This window comes from Erwinia sp. Eh17-17, assembly GCF_039675725.1.
Lineage (GTDB): Bacteria > Pseudomonadota > Gammaproteobacteria > Enterobacterales > Enterobacteriaceae > Erwinia.
The window spans coordinates 479,465-499,536 of record NZ_JBDFQT010000003.1 but is presented as its reverse complement, the minus strand read 5'-3'; the positions used below and the strand labels follow the sequence as shown (position 1 = coordinate 499,536).

The 20,072-nt window shown below is 53.9% G+C and carries 20 protein-coding genes and 1 tRNA gene; 6 read left to right on the top strand and 15 right to left on the bottom strand.

Annotated elements, in window-relative coordinates; all coding sequences use genetic code 11:
• Window positions 1-33: 33 nt before the first annotated feature.
• The 5 genes from ABEH87_RS12315 to aspA form a co-directional block, all read right to left on the bottom strand.
• A tRNA-Phe gene (locus ABEH87_RS12315) sits at window positions 34-109 on the bottom strand.
• Window positions 110-219: 110 nt separating this feature from the next.
• Window positions 220-798: a transcriptional regulator gene (locus ABEH87_RS12310; protein ID WP_346576650.1), complete on the bottom strand. Its 579-nt coding sequence runs from the start codon at window positions 796-798 to the stop codon at window positions 220-222.
• 48 nt (window positions 799-846) lie between these two features.
• Complete coding sequence (locus ABEH87_RS12305; protein WP_346576649.1) at window positions 847-2,556, bottom strand: protein-disulfide reductase DsbD; 1,710 nt, start codon at window positions 2,554-2,556, stop codon at window positions 847-849.
• 136 nt (window positions 2,557-2,692) lie between these two features.
• Entirely contained in the window at window positions 2,693-3,994 is a 1,302-nt protein-coding gene (locus ABEH87_RS12300; RefSeq protein ID WP_346576648.1) for an anaerobic C4-dicarboxylate transporter, read from the bottom strand.
• A gap of 117 nt (window positions 3,995-4,111) precedes the next feature.
• The gene (aspA, locus tag ABEH87_RS12295; RefSeq protein ID WP_346576647.1) at window positions 4,112-5,548 is read right to left on the bottom strand and encodes an aspartate ammonia-lyase; all 1,437 of its coding nucleotides are present in this window, start codon (window positions 5,546-5,548) and stop codon (window positions 4,112-4,114) included.
• A 366-nt stretch (window positions 5,549-5,914) separates the two neighbouring features.
• On the opposite strand from aspA, the gene ABEH87_RS12290 reads away from it, so the two are divergent.
• The 3 genes from ABEH87_RS12290 to groL all read left to right on the top strand — a co-directional run bounded on the left by ABEH87_RS12290 (window position 5,915) and on the right by groL (window position 8,594).
• Complete coding sequence (locus ABEH87_RS12290; RefSeq protein WP_346576646.1) at window positions 5,915-6,376, top strand: FxsA family protein; 462 nt, start codon at window positions 5,915-5,917, stop codon at window positions 6,374-6,376.
• A gap of 230 nt (window positions 6,377-6,606) precedes the next feature.
• On the top strand, window positions 6,607-6,900 hold the full coding sequence (locus ABEH87_RS12285; RefSeq protein WP_133842582.1) for a co-chaperone GroES: 294 nt from the start codon (window positions 6,607-6,609) through the stop codon (window positions 6,898-6,900).
• 47 nt (window positions 6,901-6,947) lie between these two features.
• Window positions 6,948-8,594, top strand: coding sequence for a chaperonin GroEL (gene groL / locus ABEH87_RS12280; RefSeq protein ID WP_346576645.1), 1,647 nt, complete (start codon window positions 6,948-6,950; stop codon window positions 8,592-8,594).
• A 71-nt stretch (window positions 8,595-8,665) separates the two neighbouring features.
• On the opposite strand, the gene ABEH87_RS12275 is transcribed toward groL, so the two are convergent.
• The 4 genes from ABEH87_RS12275 to ABEH87_RS12260 form a co-directional block, all read right to left on the bottom strand.
• The gene (locus ABEH87_RS12275; protein ID WP_346576644.1) at window positions 8,666-10,957 is read right to left on the bottom strand and encodes a fimbria/pilus outer membrane usher protein; all 2,292 of its coding nucleotides are present in this window, start codon (window positions 10,955-10,957) and stop codon (window positions 8,666-8,668) included.
• A gap of 182 nt (window positions 10,958-11,139) precedes the next feature.
• Window positions 11,140-11,841: a fimbria/pilus chaperone family protein gene (locus ABEH87_RS12270; RefSeq protein WP_346576643.1), complete on the bottom strand. Its 702-nt coding sequence runs from the start codon at window positions 11,839-11,841 to the stop codon at window positions 11,140-11,142.
• 67 nt (window positions 11,842-11,908) lie between these two features.
• Window positions 11,909-12,574, bottom strand: coding sequence for a hypothetical protein (locus ABEH87_RS12265; protein WP_346576642.1), 666 nt, complete (start codon window positions 12,572-12,574; stop codon window positions 11,909-11,911).
• Between the two features lie 204 nt (window positions 12,575-12,778).
• On the bottom strand, window positions 12,779-13,432 hold the full coding sequence (locus ABEH87_RS12260; protein WP_346576641.1) for a hypothetical protein: 654 nt from the start codon (window positions 13,430-13,432) through the stop codon (window positions 12,779-12,781).
• A gap of 369 nt (window positions 13,433-13,801) precedes the next feature.
• Between ABEH87_RS12260 and ABEH87_RS12255 the strand changes: the two genes are divergently transcribed.
• Entirely contained in the window at window positions 13,802-14,146 is a 345-nt protein-coding gene (locus tag ABEH87_RS12255) for a DUF4156 domain-containing protein (protein ID WP_346576640.1), read from the top strand.
• A gap of 82 nt (window positions 14,147-14,228) precedes the next feature.
• Here ABEH87_RS12255 and epmB read toward each other — a convergent pair whose 3' ends face one another.
• A complete protein-coding gene (epmB, locus tag ABEH87_RS12250; RefSeq protein ID WP_346576639.1) occupies window positions 14,229-15,257 on the bottom strand; it encodes an EF-P beta-lysylation protein EpmB in 1,029 nt (342 codons plus the stop codon).
• Between the two features lie 40 nt (window positions 15,258-15,297).
• Between epmB and efp the strand changes: the two genes are divergently transcribed.
• Window positions 15,298-15,864 (top strand): elongation factor P, encoded by a 567-nt coding sequence (gene efp, locus ABEH87_RS12245; protein WP_013200470.1) that lies wholly within the window; start codon window positions 15,298-15,300, stop codon window positions 15,862-15,864.
• A gap of 150 nt (window positions 15,865-16,014) precedes the next feature.
• Window positions 16,015-16,146 (top strand): entericidin A/B family lipoprotein, encoded by a 132-nt coding sequence (locus ABEH87_RS12240; RefSeq protein WP_346576638.1) that lies wholly within the window; start codon window positions 16,015-16,017, stop codon window positions 16,144-16,146.
• 39 nt (window positions 16,147-16,185) lie between these two features.
• Here ABEH87_RS12240 and ABEH87_RS12235 read toward each other — a convergent pair whose 3' ends face one another.
• The 5 genes from ABEH87_RS12235 to frdA are packed head-to-tail and all read right to left on the bottom strand — an operon-like array spanning window position 16,186 to window position 20,052.
• Window positions 16,186-16,710: a lipocalin family protein gene (locus tag ABEH87_RS12235; protein ID WP_346576637.1), complete on the bottom strand. Its 525-nt coding sequence runs from the start codon at window positions 16,708-16,710 to the stop codon at window positions 16,186-16,188.
• 51 nt (window positions 16,711-16,761) lie between these two features.
• Window positions 16,762-17,121, bottom strand: coding sequence for a fumarate reductase subunit FrdD (frdD, locus tag ABEH87_RS12230; protein WP_346576702.1), 360 nt, complete (start codon window positions 17,119-17,121; stop codon window positions 16,762-16,764).
• 6 nt (window positions 17,122-17,127) lie between these two features.
• Entirely contained in the window at window positions 17,128-17,523 is a 396-nt protein-coding gene (gene frdC / locus ABEH87_RS12225) for a fumarate reductase subunit FrdC (protein WP_346576636.1), read from the bottom strand.
• Between the two features lie 11 nt (window positions 17,524-17,534).
• The gene (locus ABEH87_RS12220) at window positions 17,535-18,269 is read right to left on the bottom strand and encodes a succinate dehydrogenase/fumarate reductase iron-sulfur subunit (protein ID WP_346576635.1); all 735 of its coding nucleotides are present in this window, start codon (window positions 18,267-18,269) and stop codon (window positions 17,535-17,537) included.
• A complete protein-coding gene (frdA, locus tag ABEH87_RS12215; RefSeq protein WP_346576634.1) occupies window positions 18,262-20,052 on the bottom strand; it encodes a fumarate reductase (quinol) flavoprotein subunit in 1,791 nt (596 codons plus the stop codon). Before frdA ends, ABEH87_RS12220 begins: the two co-directional genes overlap by 8 nt.
• Between the last annotated feature and the right edge of the window lie 20 nt (window positions 20,053-20,072).

Here is a 20,072-nt window from a genome sequence, read left to right as displayed (position 1 = left end):
CAAAAACCCCCGCCTAAGCGAGGGTTTGGAATTTGGTGCCCGGACTCGGAATCGAACCAAGGACACGGGGATTTTCAATCCCCTGCTCTACCGACTGAGCTATCCGGGCAACGGGGCGCATTAAACCGTAAAGGCCGTTCGGCGTCAACGGCTTTGTCACAAAAAAGTCGTAAAATCCTGTCGACTGCCTGCTTTTTGCCCGCTTGTAAGGAAAGTGCTTTAGCTCAGCGCACCGTTCTTGCGGCACAGCGCGAAGCTCAGCACATCTTCCGCCAGGCAGCGGGCGGTTTCCACATCCTGCACCTGGCGCTTCACCAGCAGGCGCGACAGGCAGCCTTCCAGAATCAACTCCATCTGATGGGCCACCCCTTCAGGATTGTCCGTTTCCAGCTCGCTCAGTAGCTGGTGGGTGAACTGCCAGGAAGCCTGTTTTTGCTGCTCGGCAATCTGGTGGATGGGATGGTCCGGCTGCGGGTAGAAACTGCAGGCGGCAATAAACAGGCAGCCGGGATAGCGCTGGTGGTTGACCGCATCGGCCAGCACCTGATAGCGAGCCAGCAGTTTCTGCCCGGCACTCTGGCTGTCATCCAGCAGCAGCTGACGGCGCCACACTTCAATCTGCTGGCCGTGGTAGCGCAGAGCGTCATACAGCAGCGCGTCGCGGTCCGGCCAGAAGCGCTGAAGTTCCTGCTCGCTACAGTCCAGTTCACCGGCCATCATGGCCAGAGAGGTGGTCGCCGCCAGCCCATGCTGCTCCAGCACGTTCAGAGCCTGTTCAAGTACTTGTTCACGCTGCACGCGGTTCTCCTCTTATACGATCCAATACGGGACACAGCCTAGTGTCGTTTAACGCGCCAGTTTCTGCAAATGTGCGCGGAAAGCGGCGGGTTTCATAAACCCGGTCACGCGTGAGTCGGGGATTTCATGGCCCTGGGCATCAAAGAACAGCAGAGTCGGTAAACCCAGCACGTTCAGATGATTCAGCAGGGCGCTGTCAGCGGCGTTATTGGCGGTGACATCCGCCTGTAACCGCTGAGTCTCGCCCAGAGCAGCCTGCACCTGCGGGTCACTGAAGGTGTATTTCTCGAACTCTTTGCAGGCCACGCACCAGTCGGCATACAGGTCGAGCATGGTGACTTTGCCTGCGCTGTTTTGCAGATGCTGATTAAGTTGTTCAACGTTGCTGATGCGGGTAAAGCTGAGGTGTGGAGCCGCTTCCACCGTTTGTGTACTGCCAAACGCCCAGTCCTGTAATGGACGGGCTGCAATCAGCATGGCTCCCAGCAGCAGGATTTGCAGCACCCGCAGCCAGCCCCGGCTGCTCTTCAGGCTGCTGATAAATGCCCAGCCGAAGAAGGCGACCGCCAGCAGGCTCCAGAGGCGCAGGCCCCAGACATCGCCGATCACCCGTTCCAGCAGGAATACCGGCAGGGCAAGGATCACAAACCCAAACCCCTCTTTGACCGTCTGCATCCACGGTCCGCTTTTTGGCAGCAGGCGGTTACCAAACAGCGTAATGGCGATCAGCGGCAGGCCCATGCCCAGGGCATAAAGATAGAGCGTGCCGGCGCCTGCCAGCATATTGCCGCTCTGCGCGATGTACAGCAGGATGGCGCTGAGCGGGGCGGTGGTGCAGGGGGAACAGATCAACCCGGCCAGTGCCCCCATCAGGAAGACACCCGGCAGTGAACCGCCCTGCTGGCGGTTGCTCCACAGCGTCAGCCGGGTCTGCAATGCGGAAGGCAGCTGCAGGCTAAACAGGCCAAACATTGACAGCGCCAGCAGGATAAACAGCACGGAAAGACCGATCAGCACCGCAGGAGCCTGAAGCGCGGCCTGAAAGCGCAGCCCGGCGGCGGCGACCACGATGCCCATCAGGGTGTAGGTCAGCGCCATGCCCTGCACATAGACCATCGCCAGGGCAAACAGGCGGCCCAGGCTGTAGCGGCGGTTACCACCGAGGATAATCCCGGAGATCAGTGGATACATCGGCAGTACGCAGGGAGTGAATGCGACACCAATACCGATCAGCAGCGCCCATAGCGGCGAGAAGGGCAGGCTGCTGTGGGTCGGGGGGGCCGGATCGGGTGGTGTCACTGCGGCGGGAGCACTGTGCGCGGCAACGGCATTGAGTGGAACCGTGCGTGTTTCCGGGGGATAGCAGAACCCGGCAGCCGCACAGCCCTGGTAAGTCACCGTCAGCTGCGCGCCCGGGCTGGCCTGAGTAATAGTGAACGGCAGCGTCAGGCTTTCCGGGTAGATTTCGGTTTTGCCGTAGAACTCATCTTCATGCGGCTGGCCTGCTGGCAGGCGCCATTCGGCGAGGGTAGCCCCCTCTACGCCGATCTTTATCTGCTGGCGATAGAGATAGTAATCCGGTTTGACCTGCCAGCTGAGCGTGAGGCGGTCACTTTTCTGCGTGAAATCAAATGCGAAGGCCTGATTGACCGTCACAAACTGGCTGTTGCTGTTATTGCCAAACAGCGATGCGCTGGCGTTCAGGCTGAACAGGCTGGCAAACAGCATGAAAATAAAGGGGATAAGTCGCTGGGTCATATCGGGTCTTGCTCTCTCCATGTGGGACCGACCTTACGGGAGGAGAGATAATAGCATGACATTCGTTGGTGAGGCCCGGCCGCAACAGAAGGGGGCGACCGAAAGAAGGCCGACCCCTGTACCCCCTGCCGCCGTATTAAAGAATAATGCCGCCCAGCAGGAAACCAAACGCCACCGACAGCACAATCGCCAGCGTGCCGGGGATCAGGAACGAGTGGTTAAACACGAAGCGGCCAATGCGCGTTGAGCCGGTGTCGTCCATCTCGACTGCCGCCAGCAGCGTGGGATAGGTCGGCAGCACAAACAGCGCGGATACCGCAGCGAAAGAGGCGACGGCAGTGACAGGTGACACGCCCAGCAGCAGAGCCGCTGGCATCAGCGCTTTGGTGGTTGCCGCCTGCGAGTAAAGCAGCGTGGAGGCGAAGAACAGGATCACCGCCAGCATCCACGGGAAATCGTGCAGCATTTCGCCTGCGACCTGCTGGATATCGCCGATATGAGCCTTAACAAAGGTGTCACCCAGCCAGGCAACGCCGAGCACGCAGACGCAGGCGCTCATCCCGGACTTGAAGGTGCTGGCACTGAGGATTTCGCCGGTATCGATCTTACAGGTCAGACAGATCAGCGCGGCAACGGTCAGCATAAATACCACAATGGCTTCATTGCGTGGCAGCACCGGATTTTGGATCAGACCCACCGCATCGCTGATGGCGGTGGCGTAAAACACCACGGCGATAATGCCCAGTAACAGCAGCAGCACCGAGCGTTTTGCCCCCGGTTTTTCTTCAAACTTGCTGGCACCGCGCAGGGTGACTTCCCCTTTCGCCAGGCGTGCCTGATATACCTCATCGTCTTTCAGTTCCTTACCGAGAAAGTTGGTGACCAGCGCGGCGATGAAAATAGCGGCCATCGTTGACGGGATAGCCACCGCCAGCAGCATCAGATAGCTGATGCCTTTCGGTTCGAGGATGCCGGCCATAAACACCACGGCGGCTGAAATCGGTGACGCGGTAATCGCGATCTGCGAAGACACCACGGCGATCGACAGCGGACGGGAAGGGCGCACGCCCTGTTCTTTAGCCACTTCAGCGATCACCGGCAGCGTGGAGAACGCCGTGTGCCCGGTCCCTGCCAGCAGGGTCATCATATAGGTCACCAGCGGGGCCAGCAGCGTGATATAGCGCGGGTGCTTGCGCAGCAGGCGTTCAGCCAGGTTGACCAGATAGTCCATCCCTCCGGCGACCTGCATGGCGGCGATAGCGGCAATCACCCCCATGATGATCTCAATCACGTCGAACGGAATGGTGCCGGGTTTGATTTGAAATCCCAGGGTAAGAATCAGCACCCCGAGGCCACCGGCAAAGCCGATGCCGATCCCTCCCAGCCGACTCCCCAGATAGATCGCGGCAAAGACGACAATAAGCTCAGGTAATAACATTGGGTATTCCTTAATTTTTTTGCTAATAAACCGTTAAAATTTTGTGTGCCGTGAAAAGTAAAAAGGCACGTTGTTCAGAGAACACGTGCCTTTAAAAAGGGTTAATTGTCAGGTCTGTTATTGTTCGTTTTCATCGGTATAGCGTTTAGCTTTATACACCGGGAACATCAGGTTCTGCGTAGAGAAAATGTCGTCCAGCTCGCTTTCGGTCAGCAGGCCTCGCTCCAGCACCACTTCACGTACGCTCTTACCGGTTTCGGCACAGATTTTACCGACGATATCGCCGTTGTGGTGGCCAATGTACGGGTTGAGGTAGGTGACGATCCCGATGGAGTTAAACACGTAGGCTTCACAAACCGCTTTGTTGGCGGTGATGCCGTCGACGCATTTTTCCAGCAGGTTATAGCAGGCGTTGGTCAGAATATGAATGGATTCAAACATCGCCTGGCCAATCACCGGCTCCATGACGTTCAGCTGCAGCTGACCGGCTTCAGAGGCCATGGTCACGGTAATATCGTTACCGATGACTTTGAAGCACACCTGATTGACGACTTCTGGCACCACCGGGTTGACTTTGGCAGGCATGATTGACGAACCCGCCTGCAGTTCCGGCAGGTTAATTTCATTCAGGCCAGCGCGTGGGCCGGAGGAGAGCAGACGCAGGTCATTACAGATTTTCGACAGCTTGACCGCCAGGCGCTTCAGCGAGCTGTGTACCATCACATATGCACCGCAGTCGGAGGTGGCTTCGATCAGGTCTTCTGCCGGAACGCACGCCAGACCACTCACTTCGGCCAGTTTTTCAACCGCCAGCTGCTGATAACCATCCGGGGTGTTGAGGCGGGTACCGATAGCGGTTGCGCCGAGGTTCACCTCCAGCAGCAGCTCTGCGGTGCGCAGGATACTGCGGATCTCTTCATTCAGCAGGACGTTAAACGCATGGAATTCCTGACCCAGGGTCATAGGAACGGCATCCTGAAGCTGGGTACGGCCCATCTTCAGAATGGTGTTGAACTCCACGGCTTTACGCTGGAAGCCTTCACTCAGCTGCGCGATCGCATCCAGCAGTTTCAAAATAGAGCTGTAAACCGCGATGCGAAAACCGGTTGGGTAGGCATCGTTGGTTGACTGGCATTTGTTGACGTGATCGTTCGGATTAAGGAACTGGTATTCCCCTTTCTGATGCCCCATCAGCTCCAGGCCAATGTTGGCCAGCACCTCGTTGGTGTTCATATTCACCGACGTGCCCGCCCCCCCCTGATAGACATCGATAGGGAACTGATCCATGCACTTGCCGTTGTTCAGCACTTCATCACAGGCGTTGATAATGGCGTTAGCCACGTTGCGGGGGATGGTCTGTAACTCTTTATTCGCCAGCGCCGCCGCTTTTTTAACCATGACCATACCGCGCACAAACTCAGGAATATCGCTGATTTTGCTGTTGCTGATATAGAAGTTTTCAATCGCACGCAGAGTATGAACACCGTAGTAAGCATCCGCGGGAACTTCACGCATACCTAACAGGTCTTCTTCGATACGAATGTTATTAGCCATGAGAACCTTCTTTAGGGAATACCGGTTAAATCAATACAATTTAAGCGCCTGTTTCTGCACCTGACATCCAGAGAATATCGGGCCGGGGAACGGCTGCTTTAACATTTTATCTGTTTGTAACAGGCTGGGCACGATCATATTCTGTTGCGATGCAAAAGCCTGAACCCAGATCACTTAAACTGTCTGCCATATCAAACAGTTTCAATCATATGTGATCGTACTCACAATGAAAGACGGCGGATGATTTTCCACATTTCCAGTTGAAAAACGGGGTTTTCGTTCCCATCTTCTATACTATCGGTCACTTCGACCGCCATTTTATGCCGCCGTGCAGTTGCACGGTCGCCCTTGATACAGGAGAACGCGGTGCGCTGGTTACCGTTCTTAGTGATTTTTGCCCTGGTGTGGATCGAGATTTCTCTCTTCATTCAGGTTGCCCATGTGATGGGTGTCTTGCTGACCATGCTGCTGGTGATCTTCACCTCCTGCATTGGCGTCTCGCTGGTGAAAAACCAGGGGATGAAAAACTTTGTGCTGATGCAGCAAAAGCTGAATGCCGGTGAAAGCCCGGCGGCTGAGATGATTAAAAGCGTCTCGCTGGTGCTGGCCGGTTTCCTGCTGCTGCTGCCCGGTTTCTTTACCGACTTCATCGGTCTGCTGCTGTTACTGCCTCCGGTGCAGAAACACCTGACGCTGAAACTGATGCCGCACCTGAAAGTCTGGCGCGGTCCGGGGGCAGGGCCTGACAGCGGGTTTACGGTTGACGGCGAGTACGAGCGTAAAGAGTCCAACCTGATTGAGCATGACCGCAATAACGACAAGCATTAAATGATTCTGCCCGGACAAAACGGCGCTCCACCAGGGAGCGCCGTTTTCGTTTTTGTGCCCGCCTGGCTGGCTGGGTAAAAAAGCGGCAAATAGTGCGCTTAACAAAAAAATTTCCTGCTGGCCCTTGAAAGGTCTCTCCGGCGGCCGCATCTCTTCCGTCACGAGGCCGGTGCCAGTGAAGCCCGGCTTTCATCCCAAAACTGATTGGACTTCTCAAAGGAGAGCTAACAATGAAAATTCGTCCATTGCACGATCGTGTTATCGTCAAGCGTAAAGAAGTTGAATCCAAATCTGCAGGTGGCATCGTGCTGACCGGTTCTGCTGCGGGTAAATCTACTCGTGGCGAGATCCTGGCCGTCGGTAACGGTCGCATCCTGGAAAATGGCGAAGTGAAGCCGCTCGACGTGAAAGTAGGTGACGTGGTCATCTTCAGCGAAGGCTACGGCGCGAAAACTGAAAAAATCGACAATGAAGAAGTTCTGATCATCTCAGAAAACGACATTCTGGCAATTGTTGAAGCGTAATCAGCGCGTAATTCACTGAACGTAACGAATTTAAGGAAAAAGTTAAAATGGCAGCTAAAGACGTAAAATTCGGTAATGACGCTCGCGTAAAAATGCTGCGCGGTGTGAATGTACTGGCAGATGCAGTAAAAGTTACCCTGGGCCCGAAAGGTCGTAACGTGGTTCTGGATAAATCTTTTGGTGCACCGACCATCACCAAAGATGGTGTTTCTGTTGCGCGTGAAATCGAGCTGGAAGACAAGTTCGAAAACATGGGCGCTCAGATGGTGAAAGAAGTTGCCTCTAAAGCGAACGATGCAGCAGGCGACGGCACCACAACCGCAACCGTACTGGCACAGTCCATCATCACTGAAGGCCTGAAAGCCGTTGCTGCGGGCATGAACCCGATGGACCTGAAGCGCGGTATCGACCAGGCCGTTATTGCGGCGGTTGAAGAACTGAAAAAACTGTCTGTGCCGTGCTCTGATTCTAAAGCTATCGCTCAGGTAGGTACCATCTCTGCTAACTCCGACGAAACCGTGGGCCAGTTGATTGCTCAGGCGATGGAAAAAGTAGGCAAAGAAGGCGTTATCACCGTTGAAGAAGGCACCGGCCTGCAGGACGAGCTGGACGTGGTTGAAGGTATGCAGTTCGACCGTGGCTACCTGTCCCCATACTTCATCAACAAGCCAGAAACTGGCGCAGTTGAGCTGGAATCGCCATTCATCCTGCTGGCTGACAAAAAAATCTCCAACATCCGTGAAATGTTGCCAGTGCTGGAAGCCGTTGCGAAAGCCGGTAAGCCACTGCTGATTATCGCTGAAGATGTTGAAGGTGAAGCGCTGGCTACCCTGGTGGTCAACACCATGCGCGGCATCGTGAAAGTGGCTGCGGTTAAAGCACCTGGTTTCGGCGACCGTCGTAAAGCCATGCTGCAGGACATCGCTGTTCTGACCGGTGGTACCGTGATCTCTGAAGAGATCGGTATGGAGCTGGAAAAAGCAGGTCTGGAAGATATGGGCCAGGCGAAACGCGTTGTGATCAACAAAGACACCACTATCATCATCGATGGTACTGGTGAAGAAGTTGCTATCTCTGGCCGCGTGACTCAGATCCGTCAGCAGATCGAAGAAGCGACCTCTGATTACGACCGTGAAAAACTGCAGGAGCGTGTAGCGAAACTGGCAGGCGGCGTTGCCGTTCTGAAAGTGGGCGCAGCTACTGAAGTTGAAATGAAAGAGAAAAAAGCGCGCGTTGAAGATGCTCTGCATGCAACCCGTGCCGCAGTTGAAGAAGGCGTGGTTGCGGGTGGTGGTGTTGCCCTGGTGCGCGTGGCTTCTAAACTGTCTGAACTGCGTGGCCAGAATGAAGACCAGAACGTGGGTATCAAAGTTGCGCTGCGCGCAATGGAATCCCCACTGCGTCAGATCGTGGCTAACGCCGGTGAAGAGCCTTCTGTTGTGACTAACAACGTGAAAGCGGGCGAAGGTAACTACGGTTACAACGCGCAGACCGAAGAGTACGGCGACATGATCGACTTCGGTATTCTGGACCCAACCAAAGTCACCCGTTCTGCGCTGCAGTACGCGGCCTCTGTTGCCGGCCTGATGATCACCACCGAATGCATGGTGACCGACCTGCCGAAAGGCGACGCGCCTGATTTAGGTGCTGGCGGCGGCATGGGTGGCATGGGCGGTATGGGCGGTATGATGTAATCCGTCACACTGTCGTATAACGATAAGTGATACCAGACACCCCGTCAGTTTTTGGCTGACGGGGTGTTTTTTTATTCGCAGGTTGTGCTGAGCTGTTTATACAGCATCTGATCGTCATCGCTCTCATCTTTAATCTGATAACTGATCTGGCATTCATCCTTGCTGTGCGCGATTTTGACCCGCAGCGTGGCCTGGCTGGCCGCATTACTCAGAAAAACGACGCCTTCATCAACGGCCTGCGCCACAATGTGGTCTTCTTCCCATAGCGTGCTCCCTTTCGGCAGCAGGCTGCCATCGGCAAGCATAATGGTCAGGAGTAATCGGGTGCCGGATAATAAAGTCATCTGTACCTTTTTTACCGTGCCACGCGCCAGGTGCAGCGTACGATAGCCGTTAATCACATCAATATTCCTGGGTAATTTATCTACGTCGATATTCAGCGAACTATCCTGCCATGGAGGGATGGAAGGGATGACCGCCTTACCGCGCCAGTCTGTCCATGTCGTTCCACCAGGGGTGATAATTGGCACACCTGAAACCGGCTGGCTGAGTGTAAGCAGGCCGTAGGTATCATCTACGGGATTGTTGCTGAAATTAATGCCGTAAGGATAAAGGATCACTGCACCCTGAGTACTGACACTGTAACCGGAGTTATGCTGGTTATCCCTTTGTGCAGAGAGGCCCATGCGCGTATAGCGCAGGTCGCTGTTCAGTGACGCCTCAACGGAGCGCGTGCTGGAGCTGTTATCCTGTTCCAGCGACAGATTGTAATCAGTGTAATCAGAGAGGGAGGCACTCACCTCACTACCCAGAACCTTGCGCTTGTTTAACGCGCGGTAATAGTGACGAAAATGGGTGTCGCCCAGCGACCAGTTAACGTTCAGCATGATATTTTTATTTTTTCGCTTGCCGCCACTGCCTCGTGACGCGCTCAGTGACAGCTGAATATTTTTTCTTATGCGGCGGTTCCAGGTCAGCATGGTGTAGGTCCACAATTCGTTATCCCGGTAGCTGCGCGTACGGCTGTAGTTCAGGGATAACGATCCCAGCCATTCCGGAGACCAGTTGGTAGTGACGCTCATCTCATTATTCTGGTTATTATTCCGGACGCCATCACGCTGGATTGCTTCACTCAGCGTGGTAAAGCCGGGCGTGTTTTTACTCAACCCCAGGGAGACTGACAGGTTTTTCGACAGCCGGTGATTGCTGTAGAAACGAAGCTGAGCGCCACGGGTATGGTGATAACTTTCCTGATCAACAACCGCCTGCAACGAAAATGAGCTGTTGTCGGAAAGAATTTTTGGCACCCCATCAAGGGATAAAGCCAGCGAATGATAGCGGCCACTGAGCAAGCTACCACTGCGCAACGACCAGCGGGAACCCGGCTGCCAGTTCTGGTTCAGCGTCAAAATAGCCGGTGCCCCGCTGTGGTTTGTATTGTCGATCCTGCCTAAAGCCAGACTGAAGCCGGGGGTACTTCTGCGTTTGAAGCGCGTAAGCTGACTGACCGGCACAATAAAATGCTGACGCTCACCATGATTCTCCACGACTGTGACGTCGAGAGGCGCGTTAAGATTTTGAACCGGAATATTACTCAGATTGAATGGACCGGCAGGGACCAGGGTACTGTATATTATCTGGTCATACTGGCGCACTTCGACGCGAGCCTGAGGGGTATTCGCAATACCCTCAACGCTGACGCCACTGCCCTGGCCATTGTTTGACAGCACATCATCCGGTGCGAGCTGAACCCCACGTATGTTGTCCAGAGAGAACAGGGTATTACGGACGGTGATCTCGCCAGCCTGCACAATTTTGTCCAGCTTTTGGAAATAGTGCTCGAGAAAAGTTGAATTAACCGTGGCAGACAGGCCGTCATTGTCTTTCTGAATATTTTGCTGGCTGCGCAGCATCCAGTTGGCGATATTAATCCCGCTATTCAGTGCCAGCCAGCTGTAGCTCTCTTTCTGATGGCGAGAGAGATTCAGGCTGGAAAAAAAATTATAGTTAGTGCTGGCTGCGACTCCACCCGTTTCGCTTTCCCCACGGCGTAGATCTCGCCATGCAGGCGGCACCACAATGCTCAGCGCCTGGGTTTCCTGCTGCCACTCCAGGCTTACCTGATCGTTGCTATCAGCCCAGTTGTAACAGTCCTGAGTACGTGCTGCCTCGGGGACGGGCAGACCCAGACCGTCAAAAATTGCCGGGGTGAAACAAATGACCCCCGAGGGCGCGACGTGTAGCTGAAATGAACCGATGAAATCGCCATTAAGACTGATATCAACCACGTTGTCGCCGACAGGGATTTTGCCCAGATTATCCAGGTTGTTCAGCAAGTCGGCGGCAATTCCGTGGCGCTTCAAAGCGTCAACGTCCCAGTCTTCAGTCGATGTTTCCTTTGATATCGTGGGTGTAGAGGATGTTTCACTGGCATTAACGCCGAAACTTACCGCCAAAAAAAGTACGCTGGCCGGTAGCAAAAAATTGGCTTCCACATTATTCCATTTGTCAGGTAATGAGTGCGGGTATCCTTATATCGACGAATTTACTGTGCTACTGGCATTTCGACACTGCCAGTTTCAAAGCCATATTTGGACAACGTAATAATGCTGACTTTTTGCACAGATGACAGGCTGTTGGCGTCCTTCACGCTGGCGGAAATGGTCTGTTGTGGCAGGAGATAGCTTTTGGTGAGCATTGCGGATTTATTATTGGGTAGCAGCGTTACCTGCTGTGAAAGCCTGACAACATAAGGGCTGGGGTTATGGGCGGTAAGTTTATTACCCTCGATTTTCCACTCCAGCGCCTTCCAGGGGTCGGCAATCATGGGCAGCCCTTTGGGGTGGATGATCACAGGAATATTCTGCCGGATATTGACGTCGATTCTGTTTTCACCATCCTTTTTTTTGGGGTGGATCCCTTCAAAAGCAACGCGTTTAAGATGCTCATGCTCGAGTGGGCGATCGCTGTTGAGGATAAAACGGACCATCTGGGTTTTCCCTGCACCGAGACGCATAACGGGCTGAGTGGTAAACAGTTTTGGTTTCTTGTCATCGGGTAAGTCGATGATTTTTACATACAATAACTCTGTCTGATTATCCGTATTGGTGACATTGATACTGCCACCACCATCCTTTTCAAGGATCAATAGCATCGGTGCTTCAGGCTTCATGGTGGCATAAGACACCGTTGCGCATAGCGAACCTAGCAGTGTGAGTGTGACGGGAATAAAGGAGCGCGAGTTCATATAACCTCTGAAAAAGAACGGAGTGCCTTTAGTCGCGACACTCCGAAAATTAGGTCGAAATTAAGGATTACAGGTAAACCAGGTCATAGGTGGCTTCACCTCTGATTTCAATATTTTCAGACGTGTTCAGGGTGGAGGCTGGTTCGATAAATGGCACAATTTTCAGGTCGATACTGTGAACTTTTCCCAGCGCTGGGGCATCAGGGCTCAGGACGGCCCACGAGTACATAACATTATTGTTAGCGTTAATGCCGCCGGCAGATTTTACCCATGAAGTGGACCCCATCGGTGCTTGAATAAAATTGGCGACTGGGCGACCGTCCACTTTAGACGTATCCTGCATAGCTACGAAATAACCCCCGATCACCTTACCGTCAGAAGTCGCACCAAGGCTGAAAACTTCCGGTGTCACTCTGTTGGCGTATTCCACCTGCCCGGCTTTTTCGGCAACGTCAGTCGCCTGGAGGCTGATTGCGGTATAGCTTGGACAAACGATGTTTATTTTAGCGGTTTGTGCAGCCAGAGTGGTCATTTCATTGTCATTCAGTTTAGACGCCGACAGGCGTCCCAGGTTGATGCTGGTGGTGCTGCTACCCTCACCAATTTCACAGGAGGCAGGGAGAATCGTGCCGCCCACTTTCATAGTCAGCTGTGATTTACCCGCATTAGCCATGCCAGATGCAGTGATAGCGGAAAAAATAGCGAGAGTTAACGCAGTGTTTTTAAGTTTCATGATTAACATAATCCTTTATGGGGTTAACAACATTAATGCTCTCAGATTGTGAGAGTTTTTAATGGAGAACGAAGTTTTCTTACAATAATCTAAAAAATAAATTTTTTGAGACTATCATAACGTCCATAGTGATAAATATCGCGTATTAATATATAGTGGTCTTTCCCCCTTAGTTAACGTGTAATATGATATTTAGCGGTGCTTTTATAAGTAAACAAGCTCAAAAGTGGTCATCCCTTCAATATTGATCGCGTCTGTGCGACTGACATTGAAGATGAAAGGTTTAATGACTATATTAAGAGCCACCTGATGTGCACTTTCCGGCGTGGTCTGACTTCCCCAGGAATAAATATTATCCCCTGAAGGCGACAGTTTACTCTGCCCGCTTTTCCAGCTCAGGCCTTCGTTTTCAGAAGTCAAAAAGTTAGCTATCGGCTTACCGTCTACCCATGAATGCTCATGGTCAATGTCAGCAAAGTAGCCACCAATAGGATGCCCGTTACCCGTCATGCCAAGGCTGAAAATATTGTGAGGATCTTCTCCCGGCAACTGTACGTTCCCGGCATTGAGCGCAATATCTCTTGAACGAACGGCAAATGAGGTTGCTTTCTGACAGTGAATCAATAGCCCTAACTTATTATTAGAAAGTTTAAAGCTTCCCGAAGCTGAGTCGCTATATTGTGCACTTGATAAGGTTAATTTTATACCTCCTGGGTTATCCATGGCTATATCACATGCACTGGGGACGATCTGCCCCTGCAGCTTTATAGTGGTTTGAGACGCAGAAAATACCTCATCAGAACCTAACGCGAGCAATGCTATTATTGAAAGCGAGAGGAGTATTTTGGTCTTTTTCATGCATGGTCCATTATTTAATAAGTGTTTAGATTGCACCCCCGCGCTAGCCATTTTTTAACTTAAACAGGAATGCCGAAAAAGCATACATCTTAATGAAAAAAATTAGTATCACCCTAATTGGTTATTTCATGGGTTTTTTATATAATTTTAGAGGTGAATTTTGGTGAGTGATAATATTGTATGTACCAACCTGTTGTGACTATATTGATGTTTTTTACTGTTTAATGTTAATTTAGTTAAAAAATGGAAATACACCCTGTCTGCAAAAACGCTTTCAGCCCTACAAAAAGAGCATAAGGTATGGTTTTTCTTTTGCCAGATAAAAGGGTATAAATAGGGTCGTATAATTTTACAATTTTGAGGAAAAGCATGCGTATTCACGTACTGGGATTCTCGGCGTTCGCGCTGCTGCTGGTGGGCTGTAGTAGCTCAAACACGCTAAGTTCTGCGGGCGAGCGTGTCACTTTTACCGATCAGCAACCTGCCAGTAGCTGCCAGATGCTGGGTAACGTGACCGGCGCGCAAAGCAACTGGTTCTCAGGTTCCGGCGGCGAAGGAAGCTCACTGCGCGGCGCAGCGAACGATCTGCGTAACCGGGCAGCGGAGATGGGCGGCAACGTCATTTACGGCGCGACCAGCCCAACCCAGAACATCTGGTCCAGCTTCGCACCGCTGGACAGTAAAATGAGCGGTCAGGTATACAAGTGCCCGTAAGCGTGTTGGCCTGAAAGGCATTCAACGCTAAAAAAGGGTGCCCCTGGGGGCACCCTTTTTTATTCGCTTCAACGTCGTCGGCTCACTCCTGACGTAGCTGTAAATCGAGCGGCGTTTTGCTTGGTTCCCCGCCAATTTCCCGCGCCAGCTTCGGTACCATATAACCAGACACCATGCCCAGCAGTTCGCGCACGATGGCGCGCGCGCGCCGATCGTCAACGTAGAAATGCGCCGCCCCCTGTACCTTATCCAGCACGTGCAGGTAATAAGGCAGAATTCCGGCATCAAACAGCGCATTACTCAGTGCGGCCAGCGTCGCTGCGCTGTCATTCACGCCGCACAGCAGCACACTCTGGTTAAGCAGCGTTACCCCTGCACGTTTTAACATGTGCATGCTGTGGCGCAGGTCGTCGTCGATCTCCTGCGCATGGTTGATATGGGTGACCATCAGCGTTTGCAGGCGCGACTGCGCCAGGCGCTGGCACAGGGCTTCGGTGATGCGTTTGGGGATCACCACCGGCAGGCGGCTGTGGATGCGCAGCCGCTTAATATGCGGGATCTGCTCCAGTTCGCCGATCAGCCAGTCCAGTTCGTGATCCTTCGCCATCAGCGGATCCCCGCCGGAGAAAATAATCTCATCCAGTTCTGGCTGTTGTCGGATATACTCCAGGGCTTGCTGCCAGTTGCGTTTATTGCCCTGGTTATCAGAGTATGGAAAATGGCGGCGAAAACAGTAACGGCAATTGACGGCACAGCCGCCTTTGACCAGCAATAGCGCACGATTACGATATTTATGTAACAGACCCGGCACCACGCTGCTCTGCTCATCCAGCGGATCGGTACTGTAACCCGGTGCATCAACGAACTCCTGCTGCGAGGTGATCACCTGTAGCAGCAGAGGATCCTGCGGATCGCCTTTACGCATACGTGCAGCGAAGGCCCGCGGGACGCGCAGGGCGAAAAGACGCCGTGCGTCATGGCCTGATACCAGCTCAGGGTGGTGTTGCAACGCTAAAAGTTGCAGTAATTCATCCGGATCAGTGATTACATCGGCAAGTTGATGCAACCAATCTTCTCGCACAGGGGTATTTAGGGTTACAATGTGTGCCATTTTTTTGGCTAAGTACCAGTTATAAATTTAGAGGGCCTTCATGGCGACTTATTCTAGCAACGATTTCCGTCCCGGTCTTAAAATCATGTTCGAAGGCGAACCTTATGCCATCGAATCAAGCGAGTTTGTTAAGCCGGGCAAAGGCCAGGCATTCGCACGCGTGAAAATGCGCCGTCTGCTGACCGGAACGCGCGTTGAGAAAACGTTTAAATCTACCGACTCCGCCGAAGGCGCTGACGTAGTAGATACCAACCTGAACTACCTGTACAACGACGGCGAGTTCTACCACTTTATGCACCCGGAAACCTTCGAACAGCATCCTGTTGAAGAGAAAACCGTGGGCGATGCGGCTAAATGGCTGCTCGACAATGCAGAGTGCATCGTGACCCTGTGGAACGGTAAGCCGATCCAGGTGTTGCCACCGAACTTCGTTGAGCTGGAAATTACCGATACCGATCCAGGCCTGAAGGGTGATACCGCAGGAACCGGCGGCAAACCAGCGACGCTCTCTACCGGTGCGGTAGTGAAAGTGCCACTGTTTGTGCAGATTGGTGAAGTTATCAGAGTCGATACCCGTTCAGGCGAATACGTTTCACGCGTAAAATAAGCCAGAATCAGTGAGGGCCTGCTCAGTCAGGCCCTTATCTTTTTAAATTCCCGCCAGATTCTCATAAATTTTCCGTGCCGGACAGGCAGGGGGATAAATTGCAGCTATGCTTATATCGCTGTGCTTATCTCTAATTAAAAGGAAATTGCTATGAAGAAAAGTATTATTGCCATTCTTTCAGTTCTGGTGCTCTCTTCCGTACTCTCTGCCTGTAATACCACGCGTGGCGTAGGTGAAGACGTTGAGGCGGGCGGCAAGGCTATCCAGAAAAGCACCAACTAATCGTTTTAAAGGCCGGTGCACTGCACCGGCACTGACGTTTTATTCCTGCTTCACCCAAATCAGCTTATCCACCGCAAAACCTGCGTTCCGCGCCTGAGCGACCAGATCGGCTTTGACGCCTGCATCCAGCTGCGGCGTGCGCGAAAGAATCCACAGATAGTCGCGGTTGGGTCCGCAAATCAGCGCGTGCTGATAGTTGCTGTCCAGCGCGATCACGTTATAGCCACCGTAGAATGGCCCGAAGAAGGACACTTTAAGGGTTGCCCGGTCAGTAGGGCCGGTGAAATAGGCTTTACCGACGCTCTCCTGCCAGCGCTGTTTTTTGCTGTTAAAGCCGCGGTTAACCACTTTCAGGCCGCCATCATCGCGCTTGCTGTAGGTAGCCGTAACGTGGTCAAGCCCGCGTTCAAAGCGGTGATCAAGACGGGCGATCTCATACCAGCTGCCAAGATAGCGTTCGGCGTTGAACCCGGTGACGGGAGTGACCCCCTGCGGCGGGGTGGTTGAACAGGCAACCGAGAGCAGAGCCCCGGCGCCTGCGGTGATCATTTTCCACAGTGACATATCAGCCATTCCTTTATCATTGAATGGCTTGAGTATAGCCTGGCCTGCAATTTATACCGCAATAACGCCAATCAGCGCGACCACGCTGAGCAGCGAGGCGATGCCGTAGCACAGGAGTTTGCTGGCCGGGATATGCAGCCTGAGGTCGTGCAGGCTGTGGTGCAGACGGTGCAGTGCGCACCACAGCGGCAGTACGATCACCAGCAGCAGGATCAGCCTGCCGGGCAGCGACTGGGCGAAACTCAGTATACGCTCATAGCTGAAGGCATCTGACGGAGCCCAACCGAGCGGCAGCAGCAGCCCGACCAGCAGTACCATCACCGGGCTGATCAGCGCGGCCCACATGCCACCGGCACCAAACAGCCCCCAGAAGATCGGTTCATCAGAACGTCGTGGTTGAATGTTCATTATCACTCCTTAAACCAGCAGCACGGTGGCAAGTACCGCCACGCTGATGACAATCATCGCCAACCACAGCCCTTTAATCACCGGTTCCGGCGGCAGCTTCTCGCCTTTAACGATAATAATCTGTGCTTTTGGGGCCAGGTCAAACCAGGTTTTACTGTGGTGCAGGGCAGCGACCAGTGCTAGCAGATTGAGCAAAAGAACGACCGGGTGTTGCAGGAAACTGACAAACCCCGCCCAGCTTTCTGGCCCCAGTTTCAGGGCAAAAAGGCCGATAATCAGCTCAATGCTGAACCACAGCGCGGGAACCGCCGTGCCCTCGCGCAGCATGTACAGGCGGTAAAATTGCAGCGACTGCCACCAGCTTCCCGACATCGGGCGAATATACGCATTACGTTTTGTGGTCATTCACTGTCTCCTTAGTGGGGCTTCAGCGTGGCTATCAGGAAATCTTTGCTGCTTTCCACTTTTCCCTGCTGGATAGCGGCGGCCGGGTCTACGTGTTTTGGACACACTTCAGAACAGAAACCGACAAACGTGCAGCTCCAGACGCCGTTGATGCCGTTAAGCAGCGGCATGCGCTGGGCTTTGCCCCGGTCGCGGCTGTCAAGGTTATAGCGGTGGGCGAGAGCGATCGCCGCCGGGCCAATAAACTCCGGATTCAGACCAAACTGCGGGCAGGCGGCATAGCACAGGCCGCAGTTGATGCAGCCGGAAAACTGATGGTATTTCGCCATCTGTCCGGGCGTTTGCAGGCCGGGGCCTTCGCTGACATCGCGCGGGTTGCCGATCACCCACGGTTTAATCGCTTCCAGACTCTCGATGAAGTGGGTCATATCGACGACCAGATCGCGTTCGATAGGGAAGTTAGCCAGCGGTTCAACCTTCATCCCGGCGGGATAATCGCGCAGGAAGGTTTTACAGGCCAGCTTCGGCACGCCGTTGACCATCATGCCGCAGGAGCCACAGATGGCCATCCGGCATGACCAGCGATACGACAGATCGAAGGCGAGGTTATCTTTAATGAAGCCGAGCGCATCCAGCAGCGAGGTGGTGTCGTCCCAGGGGACGTCAAAAATCTCATTGCGCGGAATACGGTCAGCTTCCGGGTTGTAACGCAGAATATCAATCTGACGGCGTTTGATATCACTCATGAGCAGGCTCCTTTGCGGATGTGTCCTCAGAGGCCGAGCCATACACGCGGGCTGCAGGCGGCAGATGGGTGATAGTCACCGGATCGTAAGCGACCGAGGGGGCACCCTGCGGGTTGAAGAAGGTCAGGGTATGCGCGAGGAAATGCTCATCGTCGCGCGTGGTGCAGCCTTCGTCCAGGCGCTGATGGGCACCGCGAGACTCTTTGCGCTGAATGGCGGAGTGCGCCATACATTCCGCCACATCCAGCCCGTGCGCCAGTTCAACGGCGTACAGCAGTTCGGTGTTGAACACGCTGGAGGTATCGGTTACCCGCAGTTTTCTGAAGCGCTGTTTCAGCTCGGCCAGTTTATCGATGGTTTTTTGCATCAGCCCGGTGGTGCGGTAAATACCGCAGCCTTCTTCCATGGCCATGCCCATCTCGTCGCGCAGGGTGGCCGCATTTTCGCTGCCCTGCTGATTTACCAGGCCATGCAGGCGTTTTTCTATATCGTTACGCTGCGCGCTGAGGGCAGCATCTCGTATCGCATGTGGCTGAGAGGCTCGCTGTGCGGCCTGTTCACCCGCCAGGCGACCAAACACCACCAGTTCGGCCAGTGAGTTCGAACCCAGGCGGTTAGCACCGTGCAGGCCAACGGATGAACACTCGCCAACGGCAAACAGCCCCTGGATTCGGGTTTCACACTGAGCGTTCGTTTCAATACCGCCCATGGTGTAGTGCGCGGTCGGACGCACCGGAACAGGCGCGGTGACCGGGTCAACGCCGACGTAGGCTTTGCTCAGTTCGCAGATAAACGGCAGGCGTTCGCGCAGTTTTTTCTCACCGAGGTGGCGCAGGTCAAGCCAGACCACATCCCCGCGCGGGGTAGCACTGGTGCGCCCGGCACGCCATTCGTGCCAGAAGGCCTGGGAGACTTTATCGCGCGGCCCCAGCTCCATATATTTGTTTTTCGGCTCGCCGAGCGGCGTTTCCGGCCCCATGCCATAATCCTGCAGATAGCGGTAGCCGTCTTTGTTCACCAGAATGCCACCTTCACCGCGACAGCCTTCGGTCATCAGGATGCCGGAACCCGGCAGTCCGGTCGGGTGATACTGAACAAATTCCATATCGCGCAGCGGCACACCGTGACGAAAGGCCATGCCCATACCGTCACCCGTGACGATGCCGCCGTTAGTGTTATAGCGATAGACGCGTCCGGCACCGCCCGTGGCCAGGACCACTGCGTTTGCGCGCACTTCCAGCAGCGTCCCTTCCATCATATTGATGGTCACCACGCCGTGCGCCACGCCGTCATCGACTAACAGGTCGAGGACAAAGTGCTCATCGAGACGCTGGATCTGGGGATATTTCAGCGAGGTCTGAAACAGGGTGTGCAGCATATGAAAACCAGTCTTATCGGCGGCGAACCAGGTTCGCTCAATTTTCATGCCGCCGAAGCGGCGCACGTTAATCGAGCCATCCTCTTTACGGCTCCACGGGCAGCCCCATAGCTCCATCTGCGCCATTTCCTGCGGGCAGTGCTGCACAAAGTAGTCAACGACGGGCTGCTCACACAGCCAGTCGCCACCGGCCACGGTATCGTGAAAATGAGAATCGAAGCTATCCTGCTGCTGGGTGACCGCTGCGGCTCCCCCTTCAGCAGCAACCGTATGGCTGCGCATCGGATAGACTTTGGAGATAAGCGCAATCTTCAACCTTGGGTTGGCCTCCGCGGCGGCAATGGCCGCACGAAGTCCAGCACCACCAGCGCCAACAATAACCAGATCGGCATTCAGGGTTTGCACGGTGTCCTCCCCGTTTTTTC